We start from the raw sequence: 14,464 nt of genomic DNA on the forward strand, positions 1-14,464 counted from the left end.
CCCCTCGGCCCACCCGGCCCCTGGTCACAGAGGTCCTGGGCCCTCCCGCTCACGCGCCCCCCGCGCCGCCGCCACCACCGGGGCCTGCGAGCGCGGCAGCAGATCGGCCGGGTGCTCCGGGTGGATCACCTCCACCTCCACGCCCTCGCCGAACCGGTACGGGCGGTGCGCGAGGACCTCGGCCAGATGGCGCCGCAGCCGCGATATCTCCGCCCGCACCGTCACCGTCCTGGTCGCGTCACCGAACAGGTCCTGCGCGAGCTCGGAGGCCGTCCGCCCCTCGCGGTGCAGTGCCAGCGCGTACAGCAGCTCGGCGTGGCGCGGGGAGAGGCGCTGGGTCCAGGTGCCCACCGGGCTCACCACGTTCACCGCGAGCGCGCGCGGCCGGGTCAGATCGAGGACCACCCGGCGCGGCGGGCTGTCCATCGTCCCGTCCGCGACCTGGACCAGCCAGCCGCCCGGCAGCGGTTCCACCCGGCACATCCCCAGCGACGGCAGCCACACCCGGCCCGGCCCCACCGACTTCGGCAGCGGCAGCCGGTCCACCGGGGGCATCCCCGTCACCGCCGCCGTCCAGCCGTGGCCGTCCACCGCCACCGCCCGGCCGCCGATCCGGCTCAGGACCGGGGCGGCGACCGCCCGCAGTCGGTCCACCGCCTCCAGGTGCCGCACCCGGATCTCGCTCTCCGCCAGCCGCGCCACCGACCGCACCAGGGCCAGCGTCGTCGGGTGGAAGGTGGACGCGGGTCCGCTGATGTCCACGATCCCCATCAGCCGGCCGTCCCGGGGATCGCGCACCGGGGCCGCCGCGCACGTCCAGCCGTGCAGCGTGCGCACGAAGTGCTCCGCCGAGTGCACCTGGACCGGGGCGCGCGAGGCGAGCGCCGTACCGATCGCGTTGGTGCCGGTGATCTCCTCGGACCAGGCCGCGCCCTCCGCGAGGCAGATGTCGTCGGCGCGGCGCAGCACCCCCGTGTTGCCCTCGCGCCACAGCACCCGGCCCTCGACATCGGTGACGACCATGATCTGCTGCGAGGCGTCCGCGATGCTCGTCAGCCCGTCACTGAGCAGCGGCATCACCTCGCCCAGCGCCGAGCTGCGGCGCCGGTGCTCGATCTCGTCCGCCTCCAGCAGCCTGCTGTGCGTCGTCTGCTCGGGATCGATGCCGCTGCGCAGCACCCGGTCCCAGGAGGCGCCGATCTCCGCCCGGGGCACGGCGGGCATCCGGTCGCCCGCCATCCGCGCCTCCCGGGACCGGTGCACCTGCCGTCTGGCCTGCGGGCTCTCCTGAACAATCGGCCGCAGCACGTCCGCCGGAGTCGTCTCCACGCCGGTTCCCCCTCACCCCACTGCCGGCCCGGTGCGCGGGCCGGTCCCCCATCCTGCCGCCGCCCGGGCCGCGATGTCGCAACTCCACACAATGGTTGCAACCCTCTGCAACTCTGGCGAGGGCCCCCGGACCGTACAAGAGTGGCGGCACACCGCACCGCGGGGCCCCCGGCCCCCACGTGCGGTGTGTACAGCATGGGGGGTGGTGCCGTGTCGGCGCAGCACCACCCCCCGTCGCTGCGCCCGGTCAGGAATCCTCCACCGGCCGGGCCCGGGCCACGACCGACGCCAGATCCAGGGTGTGCGGAAGGGTCCCGAAGGCCGCGCCCCCGTCCCCGCCCAGGCGCGAAGAGCAGAAGGCGTCCGCCACCTCGGGCGGCGCCCAGCGCACCAGCAGCGAGCCCTGGAGCACCAGCGCGATGCGCTCCACGACCCGGCGCGCCCGCGCCTCGATCCCTTCCAGGTCGGCCAGCTCCGTCAGCATGTCCCTGATCGCCGCGTCCAGCCGGTGATCGGCGCCCCGGGCCCGCCCGACCTCCTGGAGGAACGCGTTGAGCGCGAGCGGTTCGCGCCGCAGCACCCGCAGCACGTCCAGCGCCTGGACGTTCCCGGACCCCTCCCAGATGGAGTTGAGCGGCGCCTCCCGCAGCAGCCGGGGCATCCCCGACTCCTCCACATAGCCGTTGCCGCCCAGGCACTCCAGGGCCTCGCCCACCAGCGGCGTGCACCGCTTGGTCACCCAGTACTTCGCCGCCGGAACCGCGATCCGCAGGAACGCCGCCTCGCTCTCGCCGCCGTCGTCGTACGCCGCCGCCAGCCGCATCGCCAGCACGGTCGCAGCCTCCGACTCCACCGCCAGATCGGCCAGCACATTGCGCATCAGCGGCTTGTCCACGAGCGGCCCGCCGAACGCGGAGCGGTGCGTCGTGTGGTGGACCGCCTGCGCCACCGCCTGCCGCATCAGCGCCGCCGAACCGGTCACGCAGTCCAGCCGGGTCGCCGCCACCATCCCCATGATCGTGCGGACGCCCTGCCCCTCCGCACCGATCCGGCGCGCCCACGTCCCGTCGAACTCGACCTCCGCCGAGGCGTTGGACCGGTTGCCCAGCTTGTCCTTGAGCCGCTGGATCGCGAACGGGTTGCGGCTGCCGTCCGGCAGCACCCGGGGCAGCAGGAAGCAGGTGAGACCGTCCGGGGCCTGCGCGAGGACCAGGAAGCCGTCGGACATCGGCGCCGAGCAGAACCACTTGTGCCCGGTCAGCACATACGCGCCGTCCTCGGACAGCGGCTCGGCGCGCGTGGTGTTCGCGCGTACGTCCGAGCCGCCCTGCTTCTCCGTCATGCCCATCCCGAGCAGCGCACCGGCCTTCCGCCCGGGCGGCCGCAGCCCCTGCTCGTACACCCGCGAGGTCAGCAGCGGCTCCCACGCGGCGGCCACCTCCGGCTCGGCGCGCAGGGCCGGCACCGCCGCGTGCGTCATGGAGAGCGGGCAGCCGTGCCCCGCCTCCGCCTGCGTCCACACCAGGAAGCCCGCCGCCCGGCGCACATGGCCGCCCGGCCGGTCCCAGGCGCCGGTCAGCCCCGCGCCGACGGCGTGCCCGAGCAGCCGGTGCCAGGCCGGGTGGAAGTCGACCTCGTCGAGGCGGTGCCCGTAGCGGTCATGGGTGCGCAGCCTCGGCGGGTGCGCGTTCGCCTCGGTGCCCCAGGACGCGGCCTGCGCGGAGCCGGCCGACCGGCCGAGCGCGGTGAGCCCCTCCCGGGCCTCCTCCAGCACCTCCGCCGGAAGATGGCGTTCCACGGCCTCGCCGAGGACCCGGTCCGCGCCGAAGACGTCATAGCCGAGCAGGGGAGGGGCCTGGTTGGACACGGTGTGGGTGGTGGTCGCCATGCCGATACGGTAAGGACGTGCAGGCAGCAAATGAAACACCCGAGCGGCCACCGGGCCGGCTCCACCGGGCCCGAGTGCTCTACCGCAACGTCTCCAAACGGCAGCTCGCCTGGCAACTGCTCAAGGACACGGTCAACTCGTGCATGGAGTACCGCATCCTGGGACTCGCCGCCGAGGCCGCGTTCTTCACCCTGCTGTCCCTGCCCCCGCTGCTCCTCGGCCTGATCGGCCTGCTCGGCTACGTGGACGAGTGGACCAGCACCGCCACGGTCGCGTCCATCGAGCGCAACATCCTCAGCGCCGCCCACACCATGCTCTCCGAGCGCGGCGTCAACGACTTCGCGAAGCCGCTCCTGGCCGACGTCACGACCGGCGCCCGGCCCGACGTCATCTCCCTCGGCTTCGCGATCGCCCTGTGGTCCGGCTCCCGCGCGGTCAACGTCTTCATCGACACGATCACCGTCATGTACGGGCTCGACGGCCAGCGCGGCATCGTCAAGACCCGGATGCTCGCCTTCCTGCTGTACGTCGTGGCGCTCCTGCTCGGCGCGGTCGTGCTGCCGCTGCTCGTCGTCGGCCCGGACCGGGTCGTGGAGCTCATACCGTGGGGCACCGAGGTCATAAGCGTCCTGTACTGGCCGCTCGTCATCGTGCTCTCGGTCGCCTTCCTGACGACCCTCTACCACGTGTCCGTGCCGGTCCGTTCGCCGTGGATCGAGGACATGCCGGGCGCCCTGGTGGCCCTGGCGATGTGGGTGTTCGGCAGCTTCCTGCTCCGGATCTATCTGACCAGTACGGTCGAGGGCCCCACGATCTACGGATCGCTGGCCGCCCCCATCGCGGTGCTGCTGTGGATCGGCGTCTCCGCCTTCGCGGTGCTGGTGGGCGCCGCCGTCAACGCGGCCATCGACCGGGTCTGGCCCTCGGTGGCGACGGCCGCCGCCCGCGCCGCGAACGACCGGGTGCGCGCCGCCCAGGCCGCCGAGTTCGTGGCCCGCACCCAGGCGGAGAGCTGGCACGGCGGCCCGCCGGCCGACGAGGACGACGACGATGACGAGGGCGACGAGGGCGACAGCCCGTACATGCCCTCCGAGTTCCCCGAGCGCTGGTCGCGGTTCCTGCCCCCGGACGACGTGAAGTCCCGGCTCCAGAAGCCCGGCCGCGAGAAGGACCCGGACCGGTCCAACCCGTACGACGAGTGAGCGCTCAGTCGGCGGCCGGTACGCTCTCCGACCCCGGCGACCAGGACAGCTTCACCGTCAGATGACCCTCCAGCGCGCTCTTCGCGATCACCGCGCCCGCCTCCGAGGTGATCTTCACGCCGAATTCCAGCTCCACCCCGTCCGGCTTCAGCCGTCCGTCCCGGAACACGGCGAGCGCCGACTCGGCCGCCGACCGGATGCCTTCGAGCGCGCTGTCGAAGGTGCGCCCCGCGCGCGCCAGGGCGTGCTGCCCGTCCCGCGAGACCAGTTGTGCGCCCGGCGCGTGACGGTCGACCTCCACGGTCACCGTCGCCCCGTTGTCCGTGGTGAACTCCATCAGTGCCGCCATGACCGCCCCCGTAGCCGAGTACGTACGCTGCCGTGTCCGTCGACGACACTAGTGGCATGGGCGACAGCTATGCAGAGCGCACGTCGCGATTGGACGGCGCGAAGGTGTGGACCCTGACCGCCGAGCCGGGCACGGACCACCCGGTGCTGCCCGACGGCTGCATGGACCTGCTGTGGAACGGGGACCGGCTGCTCGTCGCCGGGCCGGACACCCACACCGCGCCGTCCACCGGAACCGGCGGCAGCTGGGCCGGAATCCGCTTCGCCCCCGGCACCGCCCCCGCCCTGCTCGGCGTCCCCGCCGACGAACTGCGCGACCTCCGGGTCCCGCTCGCGGCGCTGTGGCCCGGCGCCCCGGTCCGCCGCCTCACCGAACGCCTCGCCGAAGCGGCCGACCCGGCCGCCGCGCTGGAGGACATCGCTCTGGACCGGGCGGCCCGCACCGGGCCCCCGGACCTCGTGATGCGCGCGGTCGCCGCGCGCCTTGAGGCGGGCGGCAGCGTCGCGGAGGCCGCCCGGAGCGCCGGGCTCGGCCCCCGCCAGCTGCACCGGCGCTCGCTGACCGCGTTCGGCTACGGGCCCAAGACTCTGGCCCGGGTGCTGCGCCTCCAGCGGGCGCTGGCGCTCGTACGCGCGGGGCTGCCGTACGCCGACGCGGCACTCGCGGCGGGCTGCGCCGACCAGGCCCATCTGGCGCGGGACATGCGCGACCTGGCCGGCACCACCCTGACCGCGTACTTCGGCCGCCCCTAGGAAGCGAGCGGCGCGAACAGCGAGACCGCGCAGCCGTCCGGGTCGAGGACGACGGCGTACCGCTGCCCCCACACCGCGTCCCACGGCTTCAGGTGGCCCCGGTGGCCGGCGCCGGTCAGGTCCGCGTAGACCGCGTCGACCTCCGCCGGGCTGTCGCACAGGAACGCGAGGCCGAGCCGGTCCCCGCCGGCCGGCGGGTTCCAGTCGGGGTCGAAGGAGCGGACGACGTCCTCCGTGTCCCACATCAGGCGCCCGCCGCCCGGCAGGGTCACCTCCACATGGGGCGCGGACTCCGCACCGGCCGGGATGTCGAGCCCCAGCCGGCGGTAGAAGGCGAGGGATGCGGGCAGATCGGCGGCGGTGAGGGAGATCGCGTCGAGTCGTGGAGTCATGGACCGACCGTAGGCGGGACACGCGGCCGGGGTCTTGTACGAATCGGTCACGGTCCGGCCCGCGCCCGGGCGGACCTCCGTCACGAGGTCCCGAGTACGTCCCCCGGCGACGTCCCCGGGTCCGTCAGCGCGAGCCCCAGCGCCGCGCGCTCCGTGACCCAGCGCGTCGGGCGGTGGCGCGGGTCGCCCGTCGACGCGTGCAGCGCCCGGTGCAGCTCCAGCATCCGGACCGCGCCGATCCGGTCGCCCCAGGCCAGCGGGCCCACCGGATAGCCGAGCCCCGTCGTGACGGCGATGTCGATGTCGGCCGGGGCGGCGAGCGCGCGCTCCGCGATGGACGCCGCGACCGACACGACGGAGGCCAGCAGCCGCTGCGCGACCGAGCCCGCCGTGTCCCGGACCACCGACACCGCGAACGGCTCACCGCCGTCCGCCGCCCGGGCCAGCACCGCGCGGGCGTCCCGCGCCGCCCCCGCGTCCGCCGCCGGGGTCACCGCGAGCACGCGTCGCCGCCCCGCCGCAGGCAGCGGGTCGACGCCGAAGGTGCGCCCGGCGGGCAGCCCGTGCGCGGCGACCGCCGAGGAGACCGGGGTGCCCCAGACCGGGACCAGGACGACCGCCGCGTCCGACGGCCGGTCCCCGCTCTCCACGGCGGCGCCCGCCGAGGCCAGCGCCTCCCGGAGCGCGGCCGCTTCGGCCTCCCGCGCGGGGTCCGGGGCGAAGACGTGCACCGGGCGGGAGGCGTCCCCGGTGACCGGCGGCTCCGGCGCGGGCCCGGTCGCCTCGGGGCCGTACGCGTACCAGCCGCGTCCGGTCTTGCGGCCGTGCAGCCCGGCCGCCACCCGGTTCGGGGTGAGGAAGGAGGGGCGGAGCCGGTCCTCGTAACGGAAGCCCTCCCAGATGGAGTCGATGACGGCGGCGGTCACATCGAGCCCGGTGAGGTCCATCAGCTCGAACGGGCCCATCCGCAGGCCCAGCACATCGCGCGCGATCCGGTCGATGTCCGCGGGCTCCCCGACGTTCTCCTCCAGCAGCGCGAGCGCCTCCGTGACCAGGCCGCGCCCGGCGTGGTTGACCAGGAAGCCCGGGGTGTCCGCGACCGTCACCGCGCGGTGGCCGCAGCCCTCCACGAGCGAGGTGAGCAGCGGCGGGATCTCCGGCCGGGTCGCCGCGCCGGGCACCACCTCCACGATCCGCATCAGCGGCACCGGGTTGAAGAAGTGCAGCCCGGCCAGGCGCGTCGGGTCCTTCAGCGCGGCGGCGATCCGGGTCACCGACAGCGAGGAGGTGTTGGTCGCGAAGACGGCCGAGTCGGGCAGCGCCTGCTCCAGCCGCCCGAACACCTCGGTCTTGGTCGCCAGGTCCTCGCGTACGGCCTCGATCACCAGCTCCACGCCGGGGCCCGCCGCCCACGGATCGTCCAGCGGGACCAGCCGCTCCGCCGCCGACTCCGCGTCCGCCGCCGCCATCCGCCCCTTGGCCACGGCCCGGTCCAGCATGGAGCGTACGAAGGCGACGGCGTCCGCCACCGCCTCGGCGCGTACGTCGCACAGCTCGACGGTGTGTCCGGCCGATGCCGCCCACTGGGCGATGCCGCGGCCCATGGCTCCGGCGCCGACGATCCTGATACGCATGCGGGTCACGGTCCTCTCACTGGGCGGGCCGGGTGCCCGCGCTGCCGACGCTTTCAGTGGCTTTGATCGCCGTCCAATACCGAATTACGCTCGGACCGAGACGCCCGACGACTCAATGATGAGGGTGGGCCCGGGGGAGGAACGGTATGGAGTTGCGGTATCTGTCCGCGTTCCTCGCCGTGGCGGAGGAACTGCACTTCGGCCGCGCCGCCAGACGGCTCCGGATGGCGCAGCCGCCGCTGAGCCAGCAGATCCGCCGCCTGGAGAAGGAGCTCGGCGTCCAGCTCTTCGAGCGCAACACCCGCTCGGTGCGGCTGACCAGCGCCGGGGAGTCCTTCCTCCAACCGGTGCGGACCGTGCTGGACGATCTGGACACGGCGGTACGGGCCGCGAGGGCGGCCGGACAGGGCGCGTACGGGAGGGTCCGCATCGGATTCGCGGGCGCGTCCAGCCACGAGACGCTGCCGCTGCTGACCCGGGCGGTGCGGGCCGCCCACCCGGGCATCGAGCTGGTCATGACCGGCCAGACGTACGCCGATGTGGCGCTCGCCCGGGTCGCGGACGGCTCGCTCGACCTGGGGTTCGTCCGGCTGCCGGTGACCGCGCCGGGCGTGAGCTGCCGGGTGATCGACGAGGAGGAGCTGGTGTGCGCGCTGCCCCTCGACCATCCGCTCGCCGGCCGCCCGGAGATCCCGCTCGACGCGCTGGCCGGGGAGCCGTTCGTCGCGTTCCCCGCCAACACCGGCTCCACCGTGCGGGACGCGATGACCGAGGCGTGCGAGGCGGCGGGGTTCAGCCCGCGCGTGGTGCAGGAGGCGCCGGACTCGTACACCATCCTGGCGCTGGTCGCGGCGGGTGTCGGGGTGACCCTGACCGTCACCTCCGTGCAGCACATCCGGCTCAGCGGCCTGGTCTACCGCCCGCTGGCCGGGCCGCCAATCAGACGGCAGCCCGCGCTCGCCTGGCGGACGGACAATCCTTCGGCCGCCCTGCGCGCGGTGCTCGACGTCGCGGAGCGGGCGCTGCCCACGCCGGGCGGCCGGCTCACCGCCCCAGACCCGCCCCCAGAAAGGCGAGCAGGCTGACGGCCGCCGGGCGGGCGTCGCCGACGACGGTCCGGTGCAGATCGCGCACGGCCCGCACGACGGCCCGGGTTACCACGTCCACCCCGGCCTTGCGCTCGAACCAGAGCCAGTCGCCGTGCGCGTTCACCTCCAGGAACACCGGCTCGCCTCCGGCCCAGAGGAAGTCGAACGCCCCGTAGACCGCGCCGGTCCCCCCGGCCAGCGCGCGCACCGCCGACGCCACCGCGTCCGGCGGCCGGACCCGCCGTACGCGCACCTCGTCGGGGCGGGTCCAGATGTCCTCGGGGCGCTCCTTGGCCACCTCAAAGGCGTGCAACTCGTCCCCGGCGAGGTAGACCCGGTACTCGGCGTCGTGCTCGACGTACTCCTGGAGCACCACCGGTGTGCCGCGCGGGAGACCCGGCACACCGGTGAGCCGGTCGCGGTCCAGGACCCGGGGCAGGTACCAGTCGAACCGCCCGGGCACCGGCTCCACGTAATGCCGGTCGAGGACCTTGATCACGTACCGCTCGGCGGGGAGCAGCCCGGCCGCGTCCGCCGGGTCCGTGGTGACCAGCCCGCGCGGGACGCGCACCCCGAGCGCCCGCGCCCGGTCCCGCTGCGTCAACTGCCCCGGGTCGTGGGCGCCGATCGCGGCCGGCGAGGCGGCGGCCAGCTGCCGGGCCAGGGCGGCCCACGCGTCCCGGTACACCATCCGCCCGCCGGCCGCCCCGGCCGCCGACGGCGCGGCCCGCAGCGAGAAGTGCCGCAGCCAGGTCACCGTCGGGGCGAACCGGTGCCCGTCCAGGGCCAGTTCGCCCTCCGGTCCCAGGACGGCCCGCACGTCCGCCAGGCCGTCCGCGTCGAGCCGGTGCACCGGCACACCGATCCGCCGCAGCAGCGCCGCCGCCTCCGTGGCCTCCCCGTCGCCGCGTCTGCTGAGGAGCAGCACGCAGCGCTCAGCCATGGGTCGGGGCCAGCAGCGATTCCGCCATCTCCAGGAGCCGCAGCGCCTTGTCGGAACGGTCGCCGGGCTCGGCGGCGCGCAGCCGGGTGAGCAGTTCCAGGCCGATCGCCGCCTGGTCCGCCAGCAGGCCGAGCAGTTCGACGTCGGCCATCTCCCGTACGCCGCCCGCCCCCCGGTCCAGCACCTCCAGGACGCCGACGCACTCGTCGTCGCCGAACAGCGGGGCGGCCATGATGCTGTCGGGCACGTACCCGGTGGAGGCGGCGGCCTCGCCCGAGAAGTGCCGGGACTCGCGCAGGTCGTCGGCGAGCATCGACTGCCCCGAGGCGGCGACCCAGCCCGCGATGCCCGTACCGGCCGGGAAGCGCGTGCCGACGAGTTGGCCGTCCCCCTCCCCGGCCACCGCCTCGAAGACCAGGTCGCCGGTCTCCGGATCGATGAGGAAGATCGAGGAGGCCGCCGCGCCGAACGCATGGCGCGCGACTTCCACGATGGACTGCAACAGGCGGCGCTCCACGGGCGTCGCGGCGTCAACGGGTTTCGTCATGCGCACCTCCAAGTCGACCGGTGGTGTTCCCGGCGCAGAGGAACAGCACCGTCTTCAGCTGGAACGGCGTGAGCCAGGGGTGCTTGCCGAGGATCAGCGCGCACAGGCCCGAGATGTGCGGCGCGGCGAAGCTGTTGCCGGTCGAGCGGATGGTGCCGCCACCGGGCCACGCCACGGGCACGCGTACCCCGCGCGCGTGGAACTCCACGGGCGGCGCGGGGTTGTAGTAGTACGTCATCGGGTCGTCCTCGTCGTGGCTGGCGACGGAGATCACCGAGGAGAACGACCAGGGATAGCTGGGTACCGGACGGTTGTGCGCGGAGACGACGAGCGCGCACCGGCGGAAGTAGGCCCGGTCGGCGAGCTCGTGGAGCTGCGCGGTCAGGGCGGGCCGGGTCGTCGCCAGGCTCAGGTTGATGACGTCGAAGTTCTGCTCGACGGCCCACGAGAGCCCGGCGATCAGGGCCGGGCCGCTGCCGGTCTTCCCGTCGGTCAGCACTTGTACGGACGAGAGCGAGACCCCCGGCGCGAGGGACCGGATCACCCCGGCGCAGGCGGTGCCGTGGCCGGCGCGGTCGGTGGGCTCGCACGGCACCATCGTCACCTCGCCGTCCTCGTCCTGGACGGCTGTCATCGCGAGGTCGACCGGGCCGACCATCGGATGGCCGCCCTCGACCCCGCTGTCCACGACGCACACCCGGATCCCGGAACCGTCGGCGCCGCCCCAGGCCCACTCGGGCGAGACCGAGTCCATGGGGATGGACGAGAACTCCTCCGCCGCCTGCTCCCGGGTCGCGCCCCAGGCCGGGACGCCCGGTGTGTAGGCCCTCGCGGGTCGTCTCCAGGGCGGATCGCTCATCGCCTCTCCTCCAGCCCGGCCAGCCACACCCGCACCGTCCGGGCGGGGAGCACGGCCTCCTTCGCGGTCAGCGCGGCCAGCGCGCGCCCGGCCGCGTGCCGGGCCCGCACCGGTTCGCCCACGGCGTCCAGCACCCGGGCCGCCTCGGACCAGACCTCGCCGATGAGGCACGGGTCGTCGGTCCCGTCCAGGGCGGCGACGGCGCGTTCGGCGTCCCCGGCCGCCTCCCCGTACGCCCCGGCCCGCGCCCGCACCCGCGCCCGGAGGGCCAGCCGGACGGCCCGGGTCCGCGCCTCCGCCGGCGGCTCCCCGGCCGGCTCGGTGAGTTCGGGCGCGTCCAGCAGGGCGTCGGATCCGGCGCGGAACCGCTCGCGGGCCGCGTACAGCCGCAGGGTGGCCGCGGTCCGGGCCTGCCCCAGCGCGGCGAGCCCGTCCGCCGCCGCCGCGTAGTGGCCGGCCGCCGCCGGATGCGCACCGGCCAGCGACTCCACGAGCCCCGCCGTCTGATCGGCCGCCAGGGCGCCCAGGGCCAGCCCCAGTTCGTCGCAGTGGACGCGGACCAGCGCGATGTCCTCGCGGGCCGCGTCCACCCGGTCCGACAGGGCCAGATGCCGGGCCCGGGTCAGCAGGACCGGCACGAGCAGGCTCCGGTCGCCGTCGAACCGCCGGACCAGGTCCTCGCAGAGCGCGATGGCCTGGGAGAGCGGGGTCGGCGACCATTGCGTCAGCTCGCAGATCGACGCCAGGATGCGGTTCCCCTCATAGGTGTCGCCGAGCCCGTGCGCCCGGGACAGGGCGTCCCGCATGGCGGCCTCCGCCGCGCCGATCCGGCCCTCCGCGAAGCTCCGCAGCGAGGACAGCTGATGCAGCCGGCACCAGCTCAGGTCGTCCGCCGCGTCCGGCCCGCCGTCCCCGGCACCCGGTCCGTACGGAATACCGGCGGGCGCCGGTCCGCCCGAGCGCAGGGCGATCAGCTGCCGCAGGATCGCGCAGGTGTCCCGGGTCGGTACGTCGTCCGCGTTCCGGCGCTCCGCCTCGGCCACGGCCCGCCGGGCGCTGTCCCAACGGCCCAGCGCGGCATACGCGTCGGTGATGCGGGCGGCCAGCACCCGGTGCTGCGGATCGCCGTCCGGGGTGAGGGCACGGCCGCGCTCCATCAGCGAGACGGCGGCGGGCAGATCGCGGCGGTGCAGCGCCCGGTACCCGGTGGCCACCAGGGCGCGGGCCGCGCGGCCGGTCAGCGCGGGCAGCCCGGGATCACCCGGGTCCGCCTCGGACAGCAGCCGGCACGCGGACTCCAGGTGGTGGGCGAGGTCGCCCTCCGCGGCCGGGCCCGGCGCCCGCGCGTCGAGCCGGTCGGCGAGCACGGTGTGCCAGATCGCGCGCCGGGCCTTCGAGGTCATCTCGTACAGGGTGTCCCGGGCCAGCGCGCGGGTGAACCGGTAGGCGCCGGGCGGCCCGTACAGATGGAGCACCCGGGAGCGCAGGAGCCTGTTCAGCGCGTCGTCCAGGGCCTTGCCGGACAGGGCCGGTTCGTCCTCGGCCAGCGCGCGCACGTCCCCGGCGGTGAACGAGCCGCCCACCCCCGCCGCCCGCTCCAGCACCGCCCGGTCGGTGGCCGGCAGCCGGTCCAGCCAGGCGGTCAGCAGGACCCGGACCGACGTGGGGACACCCCGGTCCACCGACCGGGGACCGGACAGGTTCTCCAGCAGCAGTTCGGCGAAGAGCGGATTGCCGTCGCACTCCCGGACGACCCGGGACAGCTCGTCCTCGGTGGCGACAGCCTCCTGCGCCGCGACCTCCGCCCGGTCCGCGAGCAGCCCCACCAGCCGCTCGGTGTGGGTGCGGGGCAGCGGGTCGAGGTGCAGCACCAGGTCGCCGCCGGACGGTGCCGGCGCCTCGCTCCGGGCCACCCGGACGACCAGCACCTCCGCGTCCCGTATCCCCTCGCACAGATCGGCGACCATGCCGGCGAGTGTCGGCTGCGCCCACTGGAAGTCCTCCAGGACCAGGACCACGGCGGCGCGCCGGCCCAGGGCCTCCAGCAGCCGCCGGAACGCCCAGCCGATCTCCTCGACGCTCACCGGGAGTCCGTTCCTGGTGCGGATGCCCAGGGCGACGGCGAGGGCGGTGACGGCGCGGTCCGCGCTCGGGCGCAGCGTCTCCAGCGCGGACCGGGCCTGCTCCCAGCCGCCGGGCAGCGACCAGACCGCGTCGGCCAGCGGACGGTGGGCGAGCCCGGCACCGTACGCCTGGCAGCCGGCCCGCAGCACGACGGCCCCCTCCGCGCCGTGCCCCGCCAGGAACTCCCGTACCAGGCGGGACTTCCCGATGCCCGGGGGACCGGTGACCGTCACGGGACGGCTGCGGCGCTCGCGGCGGACCGCCTGGAACTCCCGCAGCAGCGCGGCCAGATCGGCGTCCCGCCCGACGAGGGGCACCAGATCCTCCTGGCCCGTGGACTCGGCCACCGAGAGCGCCCGCCAGGCGGCGACCGGTTCGCGCTTGCCCTTCACCCGCAGCGGTGCGACGGCCTCCATGCGGACCCGGCCGCCGACCAGCCCGGCGGTCTCCGCGCCGATCAGGATCTCGTGCGGCCCGGCGTGCGACTGGAGGCGGGCGGCGGTGTGCACGACGTCGCCGACCACCCGGGCCGCGCCGCCGAGGGCCCCCGCCACCACGGCCTCGCCCGAGGCGATCCCGCAGTGGATGTCGAGCCGCACCCCGGGGCCGGTCGCGATGGCCGCCACGGACTCGCGGACGGCGCACGCCGCGCGGACCGCGTGCAGCGCGTCGTCCTCATGGGTGACGAAGGCACCGAAGACGGCCATCACCGCGTCCCCGATGAACTTCTCGACCACACCCCCGTGTTCGGCGACCGCCGTGGTGCAGGCGCGGTAGTACCGGTCCATCGTGCGCCGCAGCGCCTCCGGGTCCAGGGTCTCGGCCAGCACGGTCGAGCCGACCAGGTCGATGAAGAGCGCCGTGACGATTCTGCGGCTGTCCGACGACGGTGCCCCCGCGACCACCGGTGTGCCGCACTCCGGGCAGAACCTGGCCCCGTCCGGCACCGCGGCCCGGCAGCCGCCGCACCGCGCGGCCCCGTTCACAGGAGCTTGATGTCCTGTCCCTCCACCTCACCGGAGACCGCTTCCAGCCGCTCCTTGACGGAGTTGAGGACCTGGACTTCCTGCTCACTGAGCCCCGAGAGGACCGAGCGCTGCTCGACCGCCAGGAGGTCCACCGGGTGTCCGGCCTCACGTAGTGCGTGCAGCGCGTCGAAGGTCATGGCTACCGGTACCTCGTTCCCGTAGTGCGGCCAGTCGAGCGTGACGCCGGCCGGTCCGATCGAGCACTCCGCGACCGCCGCCGCGAGGGCGCCCACGGTCTCGGGAGCCCCCTGCCGCTTCCGCTCGTCGGCGGGCAGCGGCGGCCAGATCCCCTGGACCAGAAGGCCCTGGGCGTACAGCCGCGCAATCAT

13 protein-coding genes are annotated in these 14,464 nt (G+C 75.0%); 3 read left to right on the top strand and 10 right to left on the bottom strand.

Annotated elements, in window-relative coordinates; all coding sequences use genetic code 11:
- Positions 1-24: 24 nt before the first annotated feature.
- Entirely contained in the window at positions 25-1,239 is a 1,215-nt protein-coding gene (locus ACIQZN_RS20300; RefSeq protein WP_403995652.1) for a GAF domain-containing protein, read from the bottom strand.
- A gap of 337 nt (positions 1,240-1,576) precedes the next feature.
- A complete protein-coding gene (locus ACIQZN_RS20305; protein WP_403995496.1) occupies positions 1,577-3,217 on the bottom strand; it encodes an acyl-CoA dehydrogenase family protein in 1,641 nt (546 codons plus the stop codon).
- A gap of 74 nt (positions 3,218-3,291) precedes the next feature.
- Here ACIQZN_RS20305 and ACIQZN_RS20310 point away from each other — a divergent pair, with 74 nt between their 5' ends.
- Positions 3,292-4,419 carry a YihY/virulence factor BrkB family protein gene (locus tag ACIQZN_RS20310; protein ID WP_403995655.1) on the top strand — a complete coding sequence of 376 codons (1,128 nt, stop codon included), beginning with the start codon at positions 3,292-3,294 and terminating at the stop codon, positions 4,417-4,419.
- A gap of 4 nt (positions 4,420-4,423) precedes the next feature.
- On the opposite strand, the gene ACIQZN_RS20315 is transcribed toward ACIQZN_RS20310, so the two are convergent.
- Positions 4,424-4,768: a CU044_2847 family protein gene (locus ACIQZN_RS20315; RefSeq protein ID WP_403995499.1), complete on the bottom strand. Its 345-nt coding sequence runs from the start codon at positions 4,766-4,768 to the stop codon at positions 4,424-4,426.
- A gap of 56 nt (positions 4,769-4,824) precedes the next feature.
- On the opposite strand from ACIQZN_RS20315, the gene ACIQZN_RS20320 reads away from it, so the two are divergent.
- Complete coding sequence (locus ACIQZN_RS20320; protein WP_403995501.1) at positions 4,825-5,520, top strand: helix-turn-helix domain-containing protein; 696 nt, start codon at positions 4,825-4,827, stop codon at positions 5,518-5,520.
- Here the strand turns inward: ACIQZN_RS20320 and ACIQZN_RS20325 are convergent.
- Both ACIQZN_RS20325 and ACIQZN_RS20330 read right to left on the bottom strand, forming a co-directional pair.
- Positions 5,517-5,912: a VOC family protein gene (locus ACIQZN_RS20325; RefSeq protein WP_403995504.1), complete on the bottom strand. Its 396-nt coding sequence runs from the start codon at positions 5,910-5,912 to the stop codon at positions 5,517-5,519. The genes ACIQZN_RS20320 and ACIQZN_RS20325 overlap by 4 nt on opposite strands.
- An 80-nt stretch (positions 5,913-5,992) precedes the next feature.
- On the bottom strand, positions 5,993-7,546 hold the full coding sequence (locus ACIQZN_RS20330) for a 3-hydroxyacyl-CoA dehydrogenase (RefSeq protein ID WP_403995507.1): 1,554 nt from the start codon (positions 7,544-7,546) through the stop codon (positions 5,993-5,995).
- Between the two features lie 146 nt (positions 7,547-7,692).
- Here ACIQZN_RS20330 and ACIQZN_RS20335 point away from each other — a divergent pair, with 146 nt between their 5' ends.
- The gene (locus tag ACIQZN_RS20335) at positions 7,693-8,631 is read left to right on the top strand and encodes a LysR family transcriptional regulator (protein WP_403995510.1); all 939 of its coding nucleotides are present in this window, start codon (positions 7,693-7,695) and stop codon (positions 8,629-8,631) included.
- Here ACIQZN_RS20335 and ACIQZN_RS20340 read toward each other — a convergent pair.
- The 5 genes from ACIQZN_RS20340 to ACIQZN_RS20360 are packed head-to-tail and all read right to left on the bottom strand — an operon-like array spanning position 8,591 to position 14,464.
- Entirely contained in the window at positions 8,591-9,577 is a 987-nt protein-coding gene (locus ACIQZN_RS20340; protein ID WP_403995513.1) for a hypothetical protein, read from the bottom strand. The genes ACIQZN_RS20335 and ACIQZN_RS20340 overlap by 41 nt on opposite strands.
- Complete coding sequence (locus ACIQZN_RS20345) at positions 9,570-10,094, bottom strand: GAF domain-containing protein (protein ID WP_403995658.1); 525 nt, start codon at positions 10,092-10,094, stop codon at positions 9,570-9,572. The genes ACIQZN_RS20340 and ACIQZN_RS20345 overlap by 8 nt, the downstream gene beginning before the upstream one ends.
- A 13-nt stretch (positions 10,095-10,107) precedes the next feature.
- Positions 10,108-10,983: a S8 family serine peptidase gene (locus tag ACIQZN_RS20350; RefSeq protein ID WP_403995516.1), complete on the bottom strand. Its 876-nt coding sequence runs from the start codon at positions 10,981-10,983 to the stop codon at positions 10,108-10,110.
- Positions 10,980-14,093 (bottom strand): AAA family ATPase, encoded by a 3,114-nt coding sequence (locus tag ACIQZN_RS20355; protein ID WP_403995519.1) that lies wholly within the window; start codon positions 14,091-14,093, stop codon positions 10,980-10,982. The genes ACIQZN_RS20350 and ACIQZN_RS20355 overlap by 4 nt, the downstream gene beginning before the upstream one ends.
- The gene (locus ACIQZN_RS20360) at positions 14,090-14,464 is read right to left on the bottom strand and encodes an aroma-sacti cluster domain-containing protein (RefSeq protein ID WP_403995661.1); all 375 of its coding nucleotides are present in this window, start codon (positions 14,462-14,464) and stop codon (positions 14,090-14,092) included. The genes ACIQZN_RS20355 and ACIQZN_RS20360 overlap by 4 nt, the downstream gene beginning before the upstream one ends.

The sequence above is a fragment of the Streptomyces sp. NPDC097595 genome (assembly GCF_044761525.1).
GTDB classification, from domain to species: domain Bacteria; phylum Actinomycetota; class Actinomycetes; order Streptomycetales; family Streptomycetaceae; genus Streptomyces; species Streptomyces drozdowiczii_A.

Bases quoted from the DNA above. Each gene is read 5' to 3' on its own strand.
- ACIQZN_RS20300 (WP_403995652.1), bottom strand. From the start codon at position 1,239: ATGGCGGGCGACCGGATGCCCGCCGTGCCCCGGGCGGAGATCGGCGCC.
- ACIQZN_RS20315 (WP_403995499.1), bottom strand. From the start codon at position 4,768: ATGGCGGCACTGATGGAGTTCACCACGGACAACGGGGCGACGGTGACC.
- ACIQZN_RS20330 (WP_403995507.1), bottom strand. From the start codon at position 7,546: ATGCGTATCAGGATCGTCGGCGCCGGAGCCATGGGCCGCGGCATCGCC.
- ACIQZN_RS20350 (WP_403995516.1), bottom strand. From the start codon at position 10,983: ATGAGCGATCCGCCCTGGAGACGACCCGCGAGGGCCTACACACCGGGC.
- ACIQZN_RS20305 (WP_403995496.1), bottom strand. From the start codon at position 3,217: ATGGCGACCACCACCCACACCGTGTCCAACCAGGCCCCTCCCCTGCTC.
- ACIQZN_RS20335 (WP_403995510.1), top strand. From the start codon at position 7,693: ATGGAGTTGCGGTATCTGTCCGCGTTCCTCGCCGTGGCGGAGGAACTG.
- ACIQZN_RS20320 (WP_403995501.1), top strand. From the start codon at position 4,825: ATGGGCGACAGCTATGCAGAGCGCACGTCGCGATTGGACGGCGCGAAG.
- ACIQZN_RS20325 (WP_403995504.1), bottom strand. From the start codon at position 5,912: ATGACTCCACGACTCGACGCGATCTCCCTCACCGCCGCCGATCTGCCC.
- ACIQZN_RS20360 (WP_403995661.1), bottom strand. From the start codon at position 14,464: ATGATTGCGCGGCTGTACGCCCAGGGCCTTCTGGTCCAGGGGATCTGG.
- ACIQZN_RS20340 (WP_403995513.1), bottom strand. From the start codon at position 9,577: ATGGCTGAGCGCTGCGTGCTGCTCCTCAGCAGACGCGGCGACGGGGAG.